General features: G+C 58.0%; 17 protein-coding genes. 9 read left to right on the top strand and 8 right to left on the bottom strand.

Annotated features, from left to right (window positions below; translation table 11 throughout):
- Window positions 1–6: 6 nt before the first annotated feature.
- Complete coding sequence (locus tag ACSSVV_RS03555; RefSeq protein WP_022990869.1) at window positions 7–1,431, bottom strand: WS/DGAT/MGAT family O-acyltransferase; 1,425 nt, start codon at window positions 1,429–1,431, stop codon at window positions 7–9.
- 215 nt (window positions 1,432–1,646) lie between these two features.
- Between ACSSVV_RS03555 and ACSSVV_RS03550 the strand changes: the two genes are divergently transcribed.
- From ACSSVV_RS03550 to ACSSVV_RS03535, 4 genes are all read left to right on the top strand, one after another.
- On the top strand, window positions 1,647–2,540 hold the full coding sequence (locus ACSSVV_RS03550; RefSeq protein ID WP_113880307.1) for a bile acid:sodium symporter family protein: 894 nt from the start codon (window positions 1,647–1,649) through the stop codon (window positions 2,538–2,540).
- 3 nt (window positions 2,541–2,543) lie between these two features.
- Complete coding sequence (locus ACSSVV_RS03545) at window positions 2,544–2,924, top strand: CidA/LrgA family protein (RefSeq protein ID WP_113880308.1); 381 nt, start codon at window positions 2,544–2,546, stop codon at window positions 2,922–2,924.
- Complete coding sequence (locus tag ACSSVV_RS03540; protein WP_022990872.1) at window positions 2,917–3,654, top strand: LrgB family protein; 738 nt, start codon at window positions 2,917–2,919, stop codon at window positions 3,652–3,654. Before ACSSVV_RS03545 ends, ACSSVV_RS03540 begins: the two co-directional genes overlap by 8 nt.
- A 101-nt stretch (window positions 3,655–3,755) precedes the next feature.
- Complete coding sequence (locus tag ACSSVV_RS03535; protein WP_031210004.1) at window positions 3,756–5,114, top strand: TrpB-like pyridoxal phosphate-dependent enzyme; 1,359 nt, start codon at window positions 3,756–3,758, stop codon at window positions 5,112–5,114.
- A gap of 52 nt (window positions 5,115–5,166) precedes the next feature.
- On the opposite strand, the gene ACSSVV_RS03530 is transcribed toward ACSSVV_RS03535, so the two are convergent.
- The gene (locus ACSSVV_RS03530) at window positions 5,167–5,631 is read right to left on the bottom strand and encodes a hypothetical protein (protein WP_014422430.1); all 465 of its coding nucleotides are present in this window, start codon (window positions 5,629–5,631) and stop codon (window positions 5,167–5,169) included.
- A 149-nt stretch (window positions 5,632–5,780) separates the two neighbouring features.
- Between ACSSVV_RS03530 and ACSSVV_RS03525 the strand changes: the two genes are divergently transcribed.
- The 3 genes from ACSSVV_RS03525 to ACSSVV_RS03515 are packed head-to-tail and all read left to right on the top strand — an operon-like array spanning window position 5,781 to window position 8,199.
- The gene (locus ACSSVV_RS03525; protein ID WP_036148083.1) at window positions 5,781–6,167 is read left to right on the top strand and encodes a PepSY domain-containing protein; all 387 of its coding nucleotides are present in this window, start codon (window positions 5,781–5,783) and stop codon (window positions 6,165–6,167) included.
- Window positions 6,167–6,838, top strand: a complete 672-nt coding sequence (locus ACSSVV_RS03520; RefSeq protein ID WP_022990876.1) for a winged helix-turn-helix domain-containing protein — start codon at window positions 6,167–6,169, stop codon at window positions 6,836–6,838. Before ACSSVV_RS03525 ends, ACSSVV_RS03520 begins: the two co-directional genes overlap by 1 nt.
- Window positions 6,838–8,199, top strand: coding sequence for a sensor histidine kinase (locus ACSSVV_RS03515; protein WP_454105579.1), 1,362 nt, complete (start codon window positions 6,838–6,840; stop codon window positions 8,197–8,199). The genes ACSSVV_RS03520 and ACSSVV_RS03515 overlap by 1 nt, the downstream gene beginning before the upstream one ends.
- Here the strand turns inward: ACSSVV_RS03515 and ACSSVV_RS03510 are convergent.
- The 4 genes from ACSSVV_RS03510 to tmpT all read right to left on the bottom strand — a co-directional run bounded on the left by ACSSVV_RS03510 (window position 8,166) and on the right by tmpT (window position 13,890).
- Entirely contained in the window at window positions 8,166–9,725 is a 1,560-nt protein-coding gene (locus ACSSVV_RS03510) for a SpoVR family protein (protein ID WP_454105578.1), read from the bottom strand. The genes ACSSVV_RS03515 and ACSSVV_RS03510 overlap by 34 nt on opposite strands.
- Window positions 9,722–11,017 (bottom strand): YeaH/YhbH family protein, encoded by a 1,296-nt coding sequence (locus tag ACSSVV_RS03505; RefSeq protein ID WP_454105577.1) that lies wholly within the window; start codon window positions 11,015–11,017, stop codon window positions 9,722–9,724. The genes ACSSVV_RS03510 and ACSSVV_RS03505 overlap by 4 nt, the downstream gene beginning before the upstream one ends.
- A 20-nt stretch (window positions 11,018–11,037) precedes the next feature.
- Window positions 11,038–12,960, bottom strand: a complete 1,923-nt coding sequence (locus ACSSVV_RS03500) for a PrkA family serine protein kinase (RefSeq protein ID WP_011786498.1) — start codon at window positions 12,958–12,960, stop codon at window positions 11,038–11,040.
- A gap of 270 nt (window positions 12,961–13,230) precedes the next feature.
- Window positions 13,231–13,890, bottom strand: coding sequence for a thiopurine S-methyltransferase (gene tmpT / locus ACSSVV_RS03495; RefSeq protein WP_022990880.1), 660 nt, complete (start codon window positions 13,888–13,890; stop codon window positions 13,231–13,233).
- A 74-nt stretch (window positions 13,891–13,964) separates the two neighbouring features.
- On the opposite strand from tmpT, the gene ACSSVV_RS03490 reads away from it, so the two are divergent.
- Window positions 13,965–14,900: a D-2-hydroxyacid dehydrogenase gene (locus ACSSVV_RS03490; protein WP_022990881.1), complete on the top strand. Its 936-nt coding sequence runs from the start codon at window positions 13,965–13,967 to the stop codon at window positions 14,898–14,900.
- Window positions 14,901–15,025: 125 nt separating this feature from the next.
- Complete coding sequence (locus ACSSVV_RS03485) at window positions 15,026–16,381, top strand: YihY/virulence factor BrkB family protein (protein ID WP_022990882.1); 1,356 nt, start codon at window positions 15,026–15,028, stop codon at window positions 16,379–16,381.
- Here ACSSVV_RS03485 and ACSSVV_RS03480 read toward each other — a convergent pair.
- Both ACSSVV_RS03480 and ACSSVV_RS03475 read right to left on the bottom strand, forming a co-directional pair.
- Window positions 16,364–17,413 carry an HDOD domain-containing protein gene (locus ACSSVV_RS03480; RefSeq protein ID WP_022990883.1) on the bottom strand — a complete coding sequence of 350 codons (1,050 nt, stop codon included), beginning with the start codon at window positions 17,411–17,413 and terminating at the stop codon, window positions 16,364–16,366. The two genes, ACSSVV_RS03485 and ACSSVV_RS03480, sit on opposite strands and share 18 nt — an antisense overlap.
- A 90-nt stretch (window positions 17,414–17,503) precedes the next feature.
- Entirely contained in the window at window positions 17,504–18,733 is a 1,230-nt protein-coding gene (locus ACSSVV_RS03475) for a DUF445 domain-containing protein (RefSeq protein WP_023012221.1), read from the bottom strand.
- Between the last annotated feature and the right edge of the window lie 121 nt (window positions 18,734–18,854).

Raw genomic sequence — 18,854 nt, 5'->3', positions numbered from 1 at the left:
CCTGGGTTACTTGCGGGTTCGGGCGCGCTTCTTCTTCGGCGGCAGTATCAGCGATTCCAGCTCATCCAGAGCCTCACCGGTATAAACCGCCAGTTTCTGCATGCTCGGCAGCGTATCCCGGCAGCCGGTAAAACCGAAATTCAGCGATCCGGCATAGCTCAGGCAGGTGATGTTCAGTGCGCCGCCGTGAGCAATCAGCGATACCGGATACATGGCCTCAAGCCGGGCACCTTCATAATACAGCGTGTCTTCCGGGCCGGGCACGTTGGAGATAGTCACGTTGAAGACTGGTCGCATCCGCCCCCCGAGACCCGACATCAACTGCAGAATGTAGGGTGACATCAGCAGCATGGTGTACTGGGTCAGGGCACTTTTGGGAAGTTTCTGCAGGTGCTCCTTGGCCCGTCGGGTCGAGGTTTTGATCTGTTGCAGGCGGTTCAACGGGTCAGCTTCGTCGGTGGCCAGCGAGGCAATCATGAAACTGATCTGGGTGCCCGTACCCTCGTCGTCTGCCGGCCGGATATTCACCGGTATACCAGCCGTCAGCGGGTTGTCGGGCAGATTGTTCTGCTCGGCCAGAAAGCGACGCAATGCTGTGCCACACAGGTAAAGCACGATGTCGTTCAAGGAGCCGCCGGAAGCATGGGCCAGGTTTTTCAGCCGGTCCAGTTGATAATGCTGGGTGGCAAAACGTCGCTGCGCGGTAACCCGGTGATTGAGCACCGAAACCGGTCCAGTGAAGGGCGCGGTCAGTCCGTCTTCCGGGTGTCGAACCGAATGCACCAGGCGATTGCCGGCCTGCCACAGCCTGGGGGCCATGTCTGCCTGGAGCTTCAGGGCGTCCATGGCCTGGGAAACCGCTGCGGGCACGCTGGCCTCTTTGTCGGTTTTTGCACCACGGCGTTGGTGTGGGCGTACCGTCCAGGGCGGTGGCATATTGCAGCGTTCGGGATCGGTGGTGAGCACCCTTTGCATCAGCCGCACGCCACTGATGCCGTCAATCATCGAGTGGTGCATTTTGGTGTAAAGGGCGAAACGGTTGTTCTCCAGGCCTTCTATAACGTGGCATTCCCAAAGAGGGCGGGAAAAATCCAGGGGGTTAGAGTGCAGTCGGGATACCAGAATACCCAGTTCGCGTTCCCCGCCGGGGCGAGGCAGGGCTGAGTGCCGGACGTGATAATCCAGATCGATATCCTTATCGACTTTCCAGGCCGGGGCGATCACACGCCCGAGGAAACCAGACCATGCCAGTTTGTATCCCCAGGGTGGTGCCACATCGCCGGCTTCTTTCATTCGAGTGACCATGTCACGCAGGAAGGTTTCTGGTGCGCCTTCCGGCAGTGAGAAAATCTGAAGCGTACCCACATGCATCGGGGTGTCTTCAGATTCAACCGCCAGCCAGGAGGCGTCCAGGGTTCCGAGACGTTTCATTCCTTGTCATTCTCCGCCAGTCATTTGTGTTTTGGTTGTTTCCTGCAAGTATACTGATATCGGTAGGTTCACACGATCAAAACCGGGATTGGGCTCCCATCTTTTTGCAGGGTTTCACGGTTACATAATGTCGCGAAGCCGGGCTCCCGGTCAGAAGGTTCGTGTGCTAATTTCTAAGGCCATAGGAACTAACAACAAGAATATTCGGAGGCTTTGTGGAATCCAGCCCGCTGATCTCGGCAGGTTTGCCGATCGCATTGTTCATTATCATGATCGGTATCGGTATGACGCTTACCCTGAGGGATTTTCGCCAGGTGGCGGTGTATCCGAAGGGCATGGTTGTGGGCACCTTCGCCCAGATTCTCCTGATGCCGATGGTGGCGTTCGGGCTGGCTTATCTGTTCGGTGTGGCGCCGGCCATTGCCGTTGGTCTGGTGATCATCGCGGCCTGCCCCGGAGGTACCACGTCCAACCTGTTTGTGCTTCTGGCCCGGGGTAATATTGCGCTTTCCATCGTGCTGACGGTCTCCGCCAGCCTGATCACCATTCTTACCCTGCCACTGTTTACCAACATGGCGCTGCAGCATTTCATGGGCACGGAAGAGAACATCTCGCTGCCGGTGGGCAAGACCATTGCCATGCTGGTGGCTATTGTTCTGCTGCCGGTGGCCATTGGCATGCTGGTGCGAACCCGCAAGCCGGAGCTTGCGCGCAAGGCTGAGAGCCTGGTCAGCATCTTTGGTGGCATCGTGCTGGCAGTGCTGATTGTGGCGCTGCTCTATGGCGTTCGGGACCAGATGTGGGATCTGCTGAAGCAGGCAGGCCCCTCCACTATCGCTCTCAATGTCGCCGGTATCGCCCTGGGCCTGCTGGCGGGCAGGGTGGCCGGATTGACCCAGCGGGAATCCCTGGCGGTGGCGGTGGAACTCGGTGTGAAGAACGGCACCATTGGTTTGATGGTCACCCTCACGTTGCTGGAGTCCAGCACCATGTCGATTCCCGCTGCCGTTTACGGTGTGCTTATGTTCCCCATTGGATTCCTGCTGGCAATGTATGGCCGGAAGGTGATTCCCAAAAGCAACGTGGCACATGCAGGCGGGGAATCCTGATTCATGAAGTTTCTGAACGGTGTGACGTTACTGCTGGTTTATCAACTGACAGGCGAGATTCTGGTACGACTTCTCGGGCTGCCGATTCCCGGGCCGGTGCTTGGCATGGTCATGCTGTTCGTTACCTTGATGATCCGAGGTAGTGCCCCGGATTCCCTGAGCGAGGCCTCCAGCGCGTTACTGAGCCATCTGTCACTGCTCTTCGTGCCTGCGGGCGTGGGGATGATGACGCATTTCGGGCGTATAGCGGATGAGTGGTTGCCGATCACCCTGGCTCTGTTTCTGAGCACGGTGATCACCATGGTTGCCACGGCGTTGATTATGCAACTGACGACGCGCTGGTTTGTCCATTCCGTTTCAGAACAAGGTGGGCAGCATGAATGAGCCGGGTTTGCGCGACATCTGGGTTTACCTGTCGGCGTCGCCACTGCTAGGGCTGACCATTACTCTGGTGGCCTACGGGCTGGCCTACCGGCTCTATCTGAAAACGCATTCTAACCCGCTGGCCAATCCAGTCGTTACTTCGGTGGCGATGCTGATTCTCCTGTTGTTGGCAACGGGCACCTCATACAGCGATTACTTTGAGGGCGGTCAGTTCGTGCATTTTCTGCTGGGTCCGGCAACGGTGGCACTGGCGGTTCCTCTGTATCAGCAGTTTCGCCGGCTCCGTCAACTCTGGTTGCCGGTCGCGATATCGTTGATTAGTGGGGTGGTTATTGCTGCTGGCAGTTCGGTGGGCCTGGCAAGGTTGTTGGGGGGTTCCCTGGAAATCCAGATGTCGCTGGCGCCTAAATCGGCAACGGCACCGGTGGCCATGGGTATTTCCGAGAAGATTGGTGGTTTGCCGTCGCTCACGGCAGTGCTGGTGGTATTGACCGGAATTACCGGTGCGGTGCTGGGCACCAAACTGTTTGAATGGTTGCGCGTGAAAGATGACACCGCAAAAGGGATTGCCATGGGCGTGGCGGCCCATGGTATTGGTACCGCCCGGGCATTCCAGGTCAGTTCCCAGATGGGCGCGTTTTCAGGCCTGGCCATGGCACTTTCGGCATTCGCCACGGCGCTGCTCGTGCCCTGGTTGGTGGACATGCTGGAAAACTGGTTGCCCATGTAAACGCGCAGTTCTTTCCGGGGCGCCGCTGTACACTCTTTTTATGTCTGTCTGGAATGGCTATGCTCAGCCAATCATTGGCACAACATCAGGGTCTTAACACCATGCAAACCAAGTTCTTGCTCGACGAAGAACAAATGCCCAGGTATTGGTACAACCTGCAGGCGGATTTCCCCGAACCCCTGCCTGCCGTTCTCCACCCGGGAACAAAGCAGCCGGTCGGTCCAACGGATCTGGAGCCATTGTTTCCTGCGTCGCTGATTGAACAGGAAATGACCACGGAACGGGAAGTGGAGATTCCGGAGCCCGTTCGCGATGTTTATCGAATGTGGCGGCCGGCGCCCATGTTTCGGGCGCATCGGCTGGAAAAAGCCCTGGGCACCCCGGCCAAGATCTTCTACAAGTACGAGGGTGGCAGTCCTGCGGGCAGTCACAAGCCCAATTCCGCGATTCCGCAGGCCTTTTTCAACCGGGAGGCCGGTATTCGGCGTCTGACGACAGAAACTGGTGCTGGTCAGTGGGGGACCTCGCTGTCGTTTGCAGGCTCCCTGTTCGACATTGATGTGACCGTGTTCCAGGTTCGCGTGTCCTACAACCAGAAGCCCTATCGCCGTGCGGTGATGGAGACCTACGGGGCTAACTGCGTGGCTTCACCATCAGAAATGACAGAGTTTGGTCGTCGAGTGCTGGGGGAAAACCCCGACCACACCGGCAGTCTTGGTATTGCTATTTCCGAGGCGGTGGAGCTGGCCGTTCAGGATCCGCACACCAAGTATGCTCTGGGTTCCGTGCTGAACCATGTCCTGTTGCATCAGACCGTAATCGGCCTGGAGTCCATGAAACAGATGGAGATGGCCGATTGCTGGCCAGACGTGATCGTTGGGTGCACCGGTGGCGGCTCTAATTTCGCGGGTATTGCTTTCCCGTTCATGGGCCATGCGTTGAGAGGCGGGGAGAAGTCCCGGATTGTCGCGGTTGAACCCTCAGCGTGTCCGACGTTGACCCGAGGTAAATACGCCTATGACTACGGCGATACGGCACAAATGACACCACTCACCAAGATGCATACCCTGGGTTCGGGTTTTACACCGCCGGGGTTCCATGCTGGCGGCCTGCGCTATCACGGCATGGCTCCGATGGTGTCGCACGCCAAGGAGCTGGGACTGTTCGATGCTGTTTCCTACACTCAGCGCGAGTGCTTTGAGGCGGGTGTCCTGTTTGCGCGCAACGAAGGGATCGTACCGGCCCCTGAAGCCAATCATGCCGTGAAGGGTGCGATTGACGAGGCGTTGCGGTGCAAGCGCGAGGGCAAGGAGGAGGTGATCCTGTTCAACCTTTGTGGTCACGGGCATTTCGATATGGCGGCCTATACCTCGTATTTTGCCGGTGAACTGAGCGACCATGAGTACGGCGAGCAGGAGCTGGCTATGGCGTTGTCGGGGCTGCCCTCGGTCAGCGTCTGATTGAACTTGCCCCCGGTCAGGCACTGTGCCTGACCGGGTTGCGGCTTCCTGCTCACTTGTCCCTTTCGATCTTCAATGGCTCCAGGCTTCCGATCCGGAACTTCAATTCCAGTTCCGCACCGTTTTCATCATCGCCTTCCACTTCAATATCGCCATTGCGGTTGACCTTTAGTTCCTCAATAGTGGCCATTCCCTGCTGCTGAGCGGCTTTCAGATAAGAGCGCACATCGTCCGCGCTCACACCGTAGATCTCGCCTTTGGCTTTGCGGCGCTGCTCCCGGTCGATGTCGCCGTTGCCGTTCAGGTCCAGTTCCACGAACCAGTCCTGGCCCATCCAGCCTTCGAGCTCGATTTCATTATCATGGTCGTCGTCAAATTCGATGCTCTGGAAGTGGCTGATACCGTAGTTGTTGCCAACCTGAAGCATGCGGTCCGCATCGTCAAAGCTGCCTTTGGCGAAGGCTGCGGGGGCTGCGACAAGGCCGCTGATCAGCGCGATGGTCAGAGTCTTTTTCATGGTGTTCTCCTTGCTTGTCTGTGTTTGAAAAACTGCCGGTTCTGCCCGGTTGGCTACCAGCTTGAGCCCAGATTAACGGGGCAGGGCTTTCAGCATCGTGATAGGCTCATTCATGATTCGTTCATCTGGCTTTTGTCACCATAAACACCATGACCAGACCTCGTTTACATTCATCGCTGTTACCCGCAGACCGGTTTTCACGCCGGGTGTTCCGGGTATTGATGCTGACTCTGTTTGCGGTGAGCGCGCTGCCGTTTGCCCAGGTGGCCTGTGCCGATGATGACGACGACTGGCGGCGCCTGCACCACGAGGTTGAGGCCGGCCGTATCAAACCCCTGAGCGAAATCCTGGACAGCCTTGGCCGCGACTGGCGCGGAGACGTGATCGATGTAGATATCGAGAAAGACGATGGTGAGATCCTCTACGAGATCGAGTTGTTGGGCCCGGAAGGCCAGGTGGTGGAGTTTGAGATCAATGCCCGGACCGGAGAGGTTCTGGAGATAGAGGGCAGGAATATCCAGGGCATGAAACGCTGATGAAAATTCTTCTGGTGGAAGACGATGCCGCTCTGGCACAAGGGCTGGCCGGTAGCTTGCGGGATGCCGGGCTGCTGGTGGAAGTCGCCGGGGAAGGCCGCACGGCCGACTTTCTGGTGAGCACCGAACGTTACGATGCGGTGGTGCTGGACCTGGGCTTGCCGGATGGCAATGGCACCCAGTGGCTGGCCGGTTGGCGGGAGCGGGGTATTGATCTGCCGGTGCTGATTCTGACCGCCCGGGAGCGCTGGTCCGATAAAGCCGCGGGGTTTTCGGCCGGTGCCGATGACTATGTCACCAAGCCCTTTGAAACCGCAGAAATCCTGTTCCGCCTGCGTGCCCTGGTGCGCCGGTCCCACGGCCACGCCCACCCGGTGATTACCGTGGGTGACATTGCTCTGGATACCCACGCGGGGCAGGTCACCCGCTCTGGTATGCCGGTTTCACTCACGGCCCAGGAGTTCAGGCTGTTATCGCATCTGATTCACGCCGCGCCCAGAATCGTGTCCCGCACCGAGTTGTCCGAACATGTCTATGACGGCGACCAGGAGCCGGATTCCAATGTTATCGATGTCCAGGTCAGCCGGTTGCGGCGCAAACTCGGCGCCCAGGCTATCGAGACCATCCGTGGCCAGGGCTATCGCATGAACGGCCACGGAGAACCATCCTGATGCTGACACGTCTGCGCCGCTGGCCGGTGGCGCTGCGGATGCTGGTGTCTGCTCTGGTATTGGTCCTGGTGGTGTTGCCGCTGGCCGGTATCGTGTTGGCCTGGAACTTTCGCCAGACCCTGAGCCAGTCCTTTGATGAGCGCCTGTTATCGTTCCTGAATGTGGTAATTGCCGGCATTGAGTCTGACCCTCAGACCGGCGAATTGACCCCCGGCCCGCAGCTGGGCGATCCGCGCTTCGAGCGGGTGTATTCCGGCTGGTACTGGCAGGTGAACGACAACAGCGGGCGGGTGATCACCTCAAGGTCACTGTGGGATCAGCGACTGCCACAGATCAGTGGCCGGGGGCCGGACTGGGCCCAGGCCCCGGGGCCGCGTGGCCAGACACTTCGGATAGTGGAGCGGGATGTCCAGTTACCGGCTTTCGAAGGCTGGTTATCTGTGTCTGTCGCGGCCGACCAGGCGGAGCTCGATGCCCAGGTTGCGCGCTTCAACCGGTTGCTGGTGGTTTCGCTGACCACGCTCGGTACGTTGTTACTGGTGATGATCGGGTTGCAGATCCGCTGGGGCCTGGCACCACTTCGGCGCCTGGAGCGGGATCTCCGGGCCATGGAGTCCGGCCAGACCCGTTCACTGACCAGTGATCTGCCCGAAGAACTTGCGCGGCTCTCCGAGGCCATGAATCAGGTGCTTGAGCGGGATCAGATACTGATTGAGCGGGGGCGCTCGGCTGCGGGCAATCTGGCCCATGCCCTGAAAACGCCGGTATCTGTGCTTACCACCCTGAGTGATCGTTTGCCGCCAGCGCAGAAAACCGCTTTCCGTACCGAACTGAGCCGCATCGACGACGCCGTGCGCCATCATCTGGCCAGGGCTTCAGCGGCCGGACCGGCCGCCCTGGGGCGTGTGGATCTTGGTGAAACCCTGGAGCCGGTGCTGTCGGCACTCAATACTCTCGCGGAACGCCGTGGCGTTACCCTCGAAAGCGACCTGGGCGATACGGGCGCGGTTCGGCTTGAACAACAGGATTTACAGGAAATTGCGGGCAATCTGCTGGAAAATGCCATCAACTGGGCGGAAAGTCAGGTAAAATTTCGGGTAGAAGGCTTGCCGGATGGTCTGGCGCTGATGGTGGAGGATGACGGCCCTGGCCTGTCTGACGCCGATATCGAGCAGGCTCTGACACGGGGCACCCGGCTGGATGAAACCCGGTCCGGTTCCGGTCTGGGCCTGGCGATCGTCAAAGAGCTGGCTGAACTGTATGGCGGCACGCTGACCCTGGCCCGATCTCCCCTCGGAGGGTTACAGGCCAGTGTGCGCTTTCCATCTCACTCATCGTCCAAGGCCCGCGGCGGGCAGTGATGCTCCTCCACCAGCGTGCCTTCATCCACGCTTTCCAGGTGTACATCAAAGCCCCAGAGCCGATGTACGTGCCTCAGCACTTCATCAGTTTCGTTGCCCAGCGGCACCCGGTCTACCGGGATGTGTCGCAGGGTTAACGAACGATCACCGCGAATATCCACACTCCATACCTGAATGTTCGGCTCTCGGTAACTGAGGTTGTATTGGCGCGCCAGCTTTTCCCGCAGCGCACGATAACCGGGCTCATCGTGAATGGCGGTGACGGTGTAGTGTTCTTCCCGATCGTCGTTTTCGATGGCAAACAGCTTCAGATCTCGCATCACCTTGGGTGACAGGAACTGCTGGATAAAGCTCTCGTCCTTGAAGTTGTGCATGGCGAAATGCAGCGTCTCCAGCCAGTCTTTACCGGCAATGTCCGGGAACCATTCCCGATCCTCATCGGTGGGGTTTTCACAGATGCGGCGAAGATCGGTGAAAATGGAGAAACCCAGGGTGTAGGGGTTGAGACCGGAATACCAGGGGCTGTTGAAGGGCGGCTGGTACACCACTGCGGAATGGCTTTGCAGGAACTCCAGCATAAAGCCGTCGTTCACCAGCCCCTTGTCGTACATCCGGTGCAGCAGCGTGTAGTGCCAGAATGTCGCCCAGCCTTCGTTCATCACCTGGGTCTGGCGCTGGGGGTAGAAATACTGGGCCAGCTTACGCACGATGCGAACCAGCTCCCGCTGCCAGGTTTCCAGCAACGGCGCGTTCTTCTCGATGAAGTACAGCAGGTTCTCCTGGGGCTCTTCCGGGTACCGGGGCCGACGGCGAATTGGATCCCCGTCGTCCTCCGCCTTCGGAATGGTGCGCCACAGATCGTTGATACGGCGTTGCTCGTATTCTTCCCGCTCCTTCTGCCGGTGGGCTTCCTCGGCGGCTGAAATCGGGGCAGGGCGCTTGTAGCGGTCAACGCCGTAGTTCATCAGCGCATGACAGGAGTCGAGTATCTCTTCCACCGCATCCACGCCATAGCGCTCCTCGCACTCCGACACGTAGTGGCGGGCGAACACCAGGTAATCAATGATGGCGCTGGCGTCGGTCCAGGTGCGGAACAGGTAGTTGCCCTTGAAGAAGGAGTTGTGGCCATAACTGGCATGGGCAATCACCAGGGCCTGCATGGGCAGGGTATTCTCCTCCATCAGGTAGGCGATACAGGGATTGGAGTTGATCACAATCTCATAGGCCAGGCCCATCTGGCCCCGCTGATAACCCTTGGAGGTTTGCAGGAACTGCTTGCCGAAGGACCAGTGATGATAGCCCACCGGCATGCCGACGGAGCTGTAGGCATCCATCATCTGCTCGGCGGTAATCACTTCAATCTGGTTCGGGTAGGTGTCCAGCCCAAACTCGGCGGCGCATTTGGCAATTTCCTCATCGTATTTCTGGATCAGTTCGAAGGTCCATTCCGAACTGGTGGAAATGGGCGTACCTGCCTTGGGTTGTTCGCTCTCCGGTGCGTTCGGGCGATCAATCAGGCTGCTCATGCCGCTTTCCTCTCGAACAACTGTCGGAATACCGGGTAAATGTCGCCAGGATCGGCAATCTGCTGCATGGCGAAGCTCTGGGGAAACTGCTCCATGATTTTCTCGTATTCGTACCAGAGCATCTGGTGATCCTGGGGCGTGATTTCGATGTAGGAGTAGTACTGCACCAGCGGCAGAATCCGCTCAGACAGCAGCTTGCCGCAGATGGGGGAGTCATCGTTCCAGTTGTCGCCGTCGGACGCCTGGGCGGCATAGATATTCCATTCCGCCGGCGAGTATCGGGCTTCGACAATCCGGTGCATCAGTTTCAGAGCACTGGATACAATGGTGCCCCCGGTTTCCCGGCTGTAGAAGAACTCTTCTTCGTCCACTTCCTTGGCGCTGGTGTGGTGGCGGATAAATACCACCTCGATCTTCTTGTAGTTCTTCTTCAGAAACAGATACAGCAGGATAAAGAAGCGTTTGGCGATGTCCTTGTGCATCTGGGTCATGGAGCCGGATACATCCATCAGGCAGAACATCACCGCACTGGTGGCGGGTTTGGGCTGCTTCAGGTGTTGCCTGTAGCGCAGGTCGATCTCGTCGATGAAGGGAATGCGTTTGACGTTGGCTTTCAGCCGCGCGATTTCCTCTTCCAGCACCTTGATCTGGTCTTCATGGCTGAAAGCCGGATCCAGATCGTCCGGTGCGCTTTTCAGCGCCTCGAGCTGTTTTTCCAGGTCCCGGATCTTTTTCTTGCGGGCGCCGCCAAGGCCCAGACGCCGGGCGTGGGCGCCCCGAAGGGAACGCACCACATCCAGCTTGGCGGGAACACCCTGGGTGGTGAAGCCCGAGCGTACATAACTGAAGGCTTCGGTGTCCTTGAGTTTTTTCCGGGCCAGATTGGGTAACTCCAGATCGTCGAACAGGAAGTCGAGGAATTCTTCCTGGGTAATCTGAAAGGCGAACTCATCCATGCCTTCGCCGTCCGGGCTGGCCTGGCCTTGCCCATGGCCCTGACCGCCGCCGCCCTCGGGTTTGGGGATGGTATCCCCGGCCACCCATTCCTGATTGCCGGGGTGCACCACCTCGCGCCGGCCACCGTGGCCGTGGTGAAATATGGGTTCGTCAATATCCCGGGAGGGAATGCTTACTTTCTCGCCCCGTTCGATATCGGTGATGGAGCGCTTCTGCACGGCATCTGACACCGCCTTCTTGATGTGGTGGCGGTAACGGCGCAGGAACCGTTCCCGGTTCACTGCGCTCTTGTTCTTGCCGTTCAGGCGCCGGTCAACAATGTGGGTCATACCCATGGTACTGCTCCCGCTGGCCGTTAATGGGATTTCCGAACACGCAGGTACCACTCGGCGAGCAAGCGAACCTGTTTCTCGGTGTACCCACGGTCAACCATGCGTTCCACAAACTGCTTGTGCTTCTTCTGGTCTTCTTGGCTGGCCTTCGGATTGAAGGAAATCACCGGCAACAGGTCTTCGGTGTTCGAGAACATCTTCTTCTCGATCACGCTGCGCAGCTTCTCATAGCTGAGCCAGGAGGGGTTCTTGCCACCGTTGTTGGCCCGGGCCCGCAGCACAAAGTTGACCACTTCGTTGCGGAAGTCCTTGGGGTTGGAAATGCCCGCTGGTTTCTCGATTTTCTCCAGCTCGTCGTTGATGGAGGAACGGTCCAGAATCTCGCCGGTTTCCGGGTCCCGGAACTCCTGATCCTGAATCCAGAAGTCGGCATAGGTGACATAGCGGTCGAACAGGTTCTGGCCATACTCGCTGTAGCTTTCCAGGTAAGCCGTCTGGATTTCCTTGCCGATAAACTGGACGTAGTGGGGCGCCAGGTACTCCTTGATGAAGCGCAGGTATTTTTCCTGCAACTCCGGCTGGAACTGCTCCTGTTCGATCTGCTTTTCCAGCACATAGAGCAGGTGCACCGGGTTGGCGGCAATCTCGGTGGTGTCGAAATTGAACACTTTCGATAGAATCTTGAAGGCAAAGCGGGTGGACAGGCCATCCATGCCTTCCATCACCCCGGCAGCATCCCGGTACTCCTGGATGGACTTGGCCTTGGGGTCGGTGTCCTTGATGCTCTGGCCGTCGTATACCTTCATCTTGGAGAAGATGCTTGAGTTTTCCGGCTCCTTGATCCGGGACAGCACCGAGAACTGGGCCAGCATATCAAGAGTGTCAGGTGCGCAGGGCGCTCCGGACAGTGAGCTGTGCTTCAGCAGCTTGCGATAGATTTCAATTTCTTCAGTGACCCGCACACAGTAGGGCACCTTGACGATGTATACCCGGTCCAGGAAGGCTTCGTTGTGCTTGTTATTGCGGAAGGTCTGCCACTCGGATTCATTGGAGTGGGCCAGGATCACGCCGTCGAAGGGCACCGAGCCCATGCCCTCGGTGGTGTTGTAGTTGCCTTCCTGGGTGGCCGTCAACAGCGGATGCAGCACCTTGATGGGTGCCTTGAACATTTCCACAAACTCCATCAGCCCCTGGTTGGCTTTGCACAGGCCGCCGCTGAAGCTGTAGGCATCCGGATCATCCTGGGAATAGTCTTCCAGCATTCGGATGTTGACCTTGCCCACCAGGGCCGAGATGTCCTGGTTGTTGTCGTCGCCCGGCTCGGTCTTGGATACACCGATCTGGTCCAGCACCGAGGGGTAACGTTTAACCACCCGGAACTGGCTGATGTCGCCGCCAAACTCATGCAGGCGCTTGACTGCCCAGGGTGACATGATGTTTTTCAGGTAGCGGCCGGGAATGCCGTATTCCTCTTCCAGAATCGGGCCATCCTCGGCCGGGTCGAACAGGCCTAGCGGGCTTTCGTTTACCGGAGAGCCTTTGATGGCGTAGAAAGGGACCTTCTGCATCAGGGCCTTGAGTTTCTCGGCCAGGGAAGACTTACCGCCGCCAACGGGGCCGAGCAGGTAGAGAATCTGCTTCTTCTCCTCCAGACCCTGGGCTGCGTGGCGGAAGAACGAAACGATGTTTTCGACGGCATCTTCCATGCCGTAAAACTCGTCGAATTCCGGGTAACGCTTGATGACTTTGTTCGAGAAGATGCGTGACAGGCGGGGGTCACGGGAGGTATCGATCAGTTCTGGTTCGCCGATGGCAATCAACATCCGCTCCGCGGCGGTGGCGTATGCCGTTGGGTCCTTTTTGCAGATCTCCAGGTATTCCTCAAGGGAGTATTCCTCCTCCTGAGTCTGTTCATACCGGTCTTTGAAGTGCTGCAGAATGCTCATAGATGGCCCCTCGCTTACTCTTGCCTGTTATAAATTCACGCAATGTCCCCGTTGCTGTTTCGCCGCCTGTCCCGGCGGTGTGTCTGGTTAAGGAATGAATGGGATGGTGTTAAGCAGGTATACGTTATCCGGAGGTTTCCGGCCTGCTTAATCTGAGCTTAGTTCAGAGTTCGGAGGTTGGACAGTGAGCAGTCAAATTAGGTTCATTAAATTATGTTACGGGCGGTAAGCCAGACGGGACACAAGGGACTTACCGCCCATGATCGAAGGTTATTTCTTGACGAGGGTAAAAACACTCTCTGTGGCGCCGTTTCTCAGGCCCCGGCGTTTGGCAAACGGGTTGTCACGGGCCATGTCCCGTTTCAGCACCTGGTTGATCTCATAATCCTCACCGTAAAGCCTGAACACTTCGTCGTCGGTAACGTTGAACGGCGGGCCCTGCATTTCCGAACTGTCGTAATCCAGCGTGATCAGCAGGATTCTGGTGTCGTCCGGAATAATAGCGGTGAGATGATTGACATAGCTCTTGCGCATTTCCGGGGGCAGGGCGATCAGGGCAGCCCGGTCGTACACCAGGCGAATGTGTTTGAGGTCGTCCGGCACCAGCTGGAAATAATCCCCACACCAGATCTGCAGGTCGTCATGGCGGAAGGTGGTAAAGGGTTCACCCGGGTGAACGATGGCTTTCTCCTGCGCTTCCTCGAAAAAATCCTTGCAGGCAACCTCGCTTAACTCCACGCCGATAATCGGATGTCCGCGATCGTGCAGCCACCACATGTCATGGGCCTTGCCGCACAGGGGAACGAACACGGCGTCGGTGCCGTTGCCTGCCAGTTCGGGCCAGTGGTCATGCAGGTACTGATTAACCGTGCCTTCGTGGAAGCCGATTTGGTCTTTTGCCCAGCGTTCGTGCCAGAATTCGTGTTCCATGGGTAGCCTCCCGGAGATTGATCGTTTTCCTCAGTCTACCTTAATCTGTGGGGTCGATGAGTCAGGAGAAAAGTATGAAAGCCGTTTTTCTGGATGCCGAAACACTGGGCGAGGATGTGGATCTGAGCCCCATTGAAAACATCACTGGCGGACTGACCTGCCACCCGCGCACTAACCCCGAGCAGGTGATTCAAAGGATTCAGGGCTTTGATACGGTGCTGGTGAACAAGGTGGTGCTGAACGGCGAACATTTTGAAGCCTGCCCGGAACTGAAAACCATCGCGGTGGTGGCAACCGGTCTCAATAACATCGATCTGGAGGCGGCCAAGGCCCACGACATCAAGGTAATGAACGTTACCAATTATGGCCGTTCCACCGTGGCCCAGCACACCATGGCTCTCATCCTGGCACTGGCCACCCGGCTGCTGGATTACAACCGGGGTGCCCGCAACGGCCAGTGGGCCAAAAGCGATATGTTCTGCCTGATGGACTACCCGATTATGGAGCTGGAAGGCAAAACGCTGGGCATTGTCGGCTACGGCGATCTTGGCCAGGGTGTGGCGGAACGGGCAAAGGCGTTTGGCATGAACATCGTCCTCGGCTGCCGGCCCGGCCAAGAGCCTGGCGAGGTGGATGGCTACCCTCGAATTCCGTTGGATGAACTGTTGGTGCAGGCTGATGTGCTATCACTCCACTGCCTGCTGACAGAAGAAACCCGCAACATGATTGGCGCCCGGGAACTGGGTTTAATGAAGTCGTCGGCACTGCTGATCAACACCAGTAGAGGCGGCTTGGTTGATGAATCGGCTTTGGCTGACGCCTTGCGGAATGGCGATATTGCCGGTGCGGGCTTTGACGTGTTAACCGAAGAACCTCCTCGCAATGGTAACCCGCTGCTGGCAGACAATGTTCCCAATCTGATTCTGACCCCACACTCGGCCTGGGCGAGCCAAGAGGCGCGGCAGCGAATTGTGGAGATTACGGCGCGTAATCTGGCGTCGGTTACCTGAAGTCGGGTGAAGGAAGCCCACCGCCAGGAGGATTTGTCCGGGTGTACAACAAATACCCGGTTTCCGGGTTGTTTACTGACAGCTGCCTGATAAGCTTGAAGAAACACTGACAAGCAGGATGTTACGTGGCTTCCACCCAGATGAAAGAGCGGCTCCAGGCTGCTGAAGACTGGATACTGTCCAATTCCAACCCACCGCAGACCTGGCCCTGGACCTGGCTGTATAAATCCGGGCGCTCGGCTTATGCCCTGATCCGCGATGTGATCAGTGGTCAGCTGACACTGCACGCCATGAGCCTGGTTTACACCACGTTGCTCAGCATTGTGCCGTTGCTCGCCCTGAGCTTTTCCGTGCTGAAAGCGCTGGGTGTGCACCAGCGCATGGAGCCATTCCTGTACCAGTTCTTCCAGCCGATGGGCCCACAGGGTGTGGAGGTGGCTGAGCGAATCCTGGGCTTTGTCGATAATATGAAAGTCGGTGTGTTGGGCTCGGTGGGTCTGGCCTTGTTGGTGTACACCGTCATTTCCCTGGTTCAGAAAATCGAGCGCTCGTTCAACATGATCTGGCGGGTGCCGGAAATGCGCTCCATGGCGCAGCGTTTCAGTAACTATCTGAGCGTCATCATGGTCGGCCCCTTGTTGATGGTTTCGGCTATCGGGGTAACCGCCACCATATTCTCTTCAGAAATCGCTCAGAATCTTATGGCCATCGAGCCGTTTGGTTCGTTGATTGTCCTTGCCAGTCGATTTACACCATTTTTCCTGGTGGTGGGCGCGTTCACCTTTGTTTACATCTTTATCCCTAACACCCGGGTGAAGCTGCGCTACGCGTTTATCGCCGGGCTGGTGGCCGGCGTTTCCTGGCAGGCTGGCGGCATGCTGTTTGCCTCGTTCGTGGCCGGCTCGGCCAAGTATGCGGCCATCTACTCCGGTTTTGCGGTCGGTATCATTCTGCTGATCTGGACGTATCTGAACTGGATGATCCTGCTGCTTGGCGCCAGTCTGGCTTTCTATCTGCAAAACCCGGGGGCCGTAGCCAAGCGCCGGAATGTCCAGCTGGCGCCGGAATTGCAGGAGCGGGTAGGGCTTGCCCTGATGTGGATGGTGGCCAAGCCGTTCAGCCGCGGTGAACCGGCGCCTCAGCAGGAGTCTCTGGAGCAGCAGTTGCGGATTCCCGGCGAAGTCACCCGCAAGATCAGCGACAAGCTGATCCGCGCCGGATTGCTGAATCTGGCGGGGCGAGATGGCGATCAGCTGGTTCCAGGGCGAACACTGGATCTGATTACGGTCGGCAGTGTGCTGCGGGCTGTGCGCAAGGACGAAGACCGGGTGGTGGATCGTCTTCCAGCCGGTGCCATGCCGCGGGAGTTGATCGATCTTGCGCCCACCAGCGATGACGTCAGTTTTGCCAGCCTGCTGAATGCCGATATACCGCCCGGGGCGGACACTGTCAAAGCACCGGCGTCAGGTCCGAACCTGTGAACTTTTGCCTTCCTGGAGCATTCTGAGCAATACCGTACGTACCCTGCCCAGTTGCTCCGGGGACAGGTGCACAATGCGAATCAGATTCTCTTCTGACAGGTTTCTTTGGCGGGCATGGCGCAGCACCTCCCGGGTGCCCAGAAGCAGGCCGTCGGTCAGTGCCGAGTGCGCCTGCCGCGGCGCCGGCCGTTCTGCCGATAACAGCCAGGCATGGTATTTGGGAGGCAGAGTCCAGACATTCGCCAGTAGCTGACAAGTGGCCCACTGATAGCGGGCCAGGGCCAATCTCAGCAACGCCGGCTCCGGTTCACTGCCAGAGCCCCTGGTGCGGTAGATACGCCCCAGTTCCCTGCGAATGGTGATGTACGCCAATGCTGGCAGCAGGCCAACCATGAAGTGGGCGCTGGTGTCGTCCCGGTGAATCTTGGCAATCATTTCCGCCGCTCGGGCGCAGGTCAGGCCCCAGCGCCAGGATCGTTGGGCGAAAAGTGCCTCGCGGCTGTTTCGGGCCGCCATCATAGGCCGCATAACCGCCGCAGCAATCACGTTCCGGATGCCGTCCACACCCAGCACGAACACCGCCTGGTCAACGGATTCTATGACGTGTTCACTCGGGCGGAAGTAGGGGCTGTTGGCCACCTGCAGCAACTGGTCGGTCAGTGACGGGTCACTCAGAATGATGCGGGTAAGCTCTTTGCGTTCGGTGGCGTCATTGGACAGTGCTCGCATCAGCATGGGTAAGCTGCCAGGCTTCCTGGGCAGTTCTTCCATTTCGTTCATTTGCAGGCGCCGCTCGAGCTCGGCCAGTTCCCTTTCGCCACTATCTGTGCCGGCACGAAGTCGCGCGGGTTCCACATCAAGCAGCCAGGTGAACAGGTGGTCTTCCAGTTGGCCAACAATGTCGCCTTCATCGTTGCTATTGCCGGGCTGGCTGGTGCTGGAAGGATTAAAAAGCCGGGTTTCGGAGGCAGCCTGTGGGACGGATTGAGTGCTGTTGAACAGGCCTGATATCCAGGAAAAAAAGCCCGGCATCCCTTGCCTCCGCATAGCGTGTATAAAGAATGGACTGGTTATCTGGCCAGTATAGTAGCGTAATGCAACCCTGCACAGCCCTGACAACGATCAGAAAAAGGACTCGCCAAAGACAAAGACCAGTTGGCACACACCGGCCACCAGACCCAGGAAGGCGCCCACCAGGATCAGTTTGATCTCGTCTTCCTGGAAGCACGGGCGCAGCAGATCCTGGAATTCTTCCGAGGACAGGGCATTCATCCGCTCCACCATGATGGACTCCACCGCCCGGGCACGGTCTCGCTCGAACACGGGGTTGTTGAAGGAACTCTGGGATATCGCGATGGCTTTTTCGCCCACCTGGTTTTTCAGGGTGGCAAAACCCGTTGGGCCGAACGCCATCTGGGTCAGGGCCTTGCCCATGCCTGCGGTTTCATCCACCAGTGGTTTGATGTGTTTTTTCACCATGTTGCGGGCGCGGTCACCTTTGGGTCCTTCGAGGATGGCGTTGATGATGTTGCCCACGGTCAGTATCTCGTGGGTCACGATGTGACAGAAGGATTCCGCCACTTCTGGCTGGCGCTTGAGGAACAGGCCCTGGATGCGCAGAGGGCCGACCTTGTGTTCATGCAGGGGCCGGAAGATCACATTCAGCGCAATCCAGTTGGTGGCCCAGCCCACCAAGAGGCCAAACAGGGGTAGTACCCAGATGGCCGGGTACAGGTACCACACGCCCATCTGGATAATGCCGAACAGAAAGCCGAAGTAGAGGCCGGAATTGATGATGAAGCGGAACTCCACGTCACCGCACTCCAGAAATATCCGGTTGAGCAGCTTTTTATCCCGGGCCAGGCGCTCGATGACCATGCCTTTGATGTCGAGCAGGTCTTCAATGTTGTCGGAGATGTCTTCAACCAGGTTGTCGACCAGTTGCGGGGTGGATTTGCGTACCCGGTCATAGACCATTTTGCGGGCCGAGGCGGGCAGGTTTTCCCAGAAGGTGGGGTATTCCCGCAGCATGAGTTCGTCGACATATTCCTCGATGCGGGGGTCGACGGTGTAGATGATGTGGGCGGCCAGGACTTTTGGGTCGATCTGTTCGAAGATCTCCTGAACGGTACCGATTTTGGAAATGGTGGCATCCACGCTTTTGGCGGCCATTTTGCGGGCTTTGGAGGGAATAATGCCCTGCCAGCCCAGAATCGGTGGCTTGCCGATGAACTCCAGAGGGTAGAAGGTCATTTTGATGGCGAGCCAGTTGGTGCTCCAGCCGATGAGGGCGGCGATCACGGGAATGCTGAGGTATTGCCAAAATTCCGGATTGGTAAGTAGGTTTATCATCCTGGGCTCTTAATTGTTTTCTTGGGTGCAGGCGCCCATACAAGGTGGCATTCCCGCCCACTTTTTGTCAGACAAGATAATGTTGTGCACCGACAGCTCTGTCAATGACTGGGATGCCAGG

The sequence above is a fragment of the Marinobacter sp. MBR-105 genome, from assembly GCF_053628895.1.
This window is presented reverse-complemented; position numbering and strand designations above follow the sequence as displayed.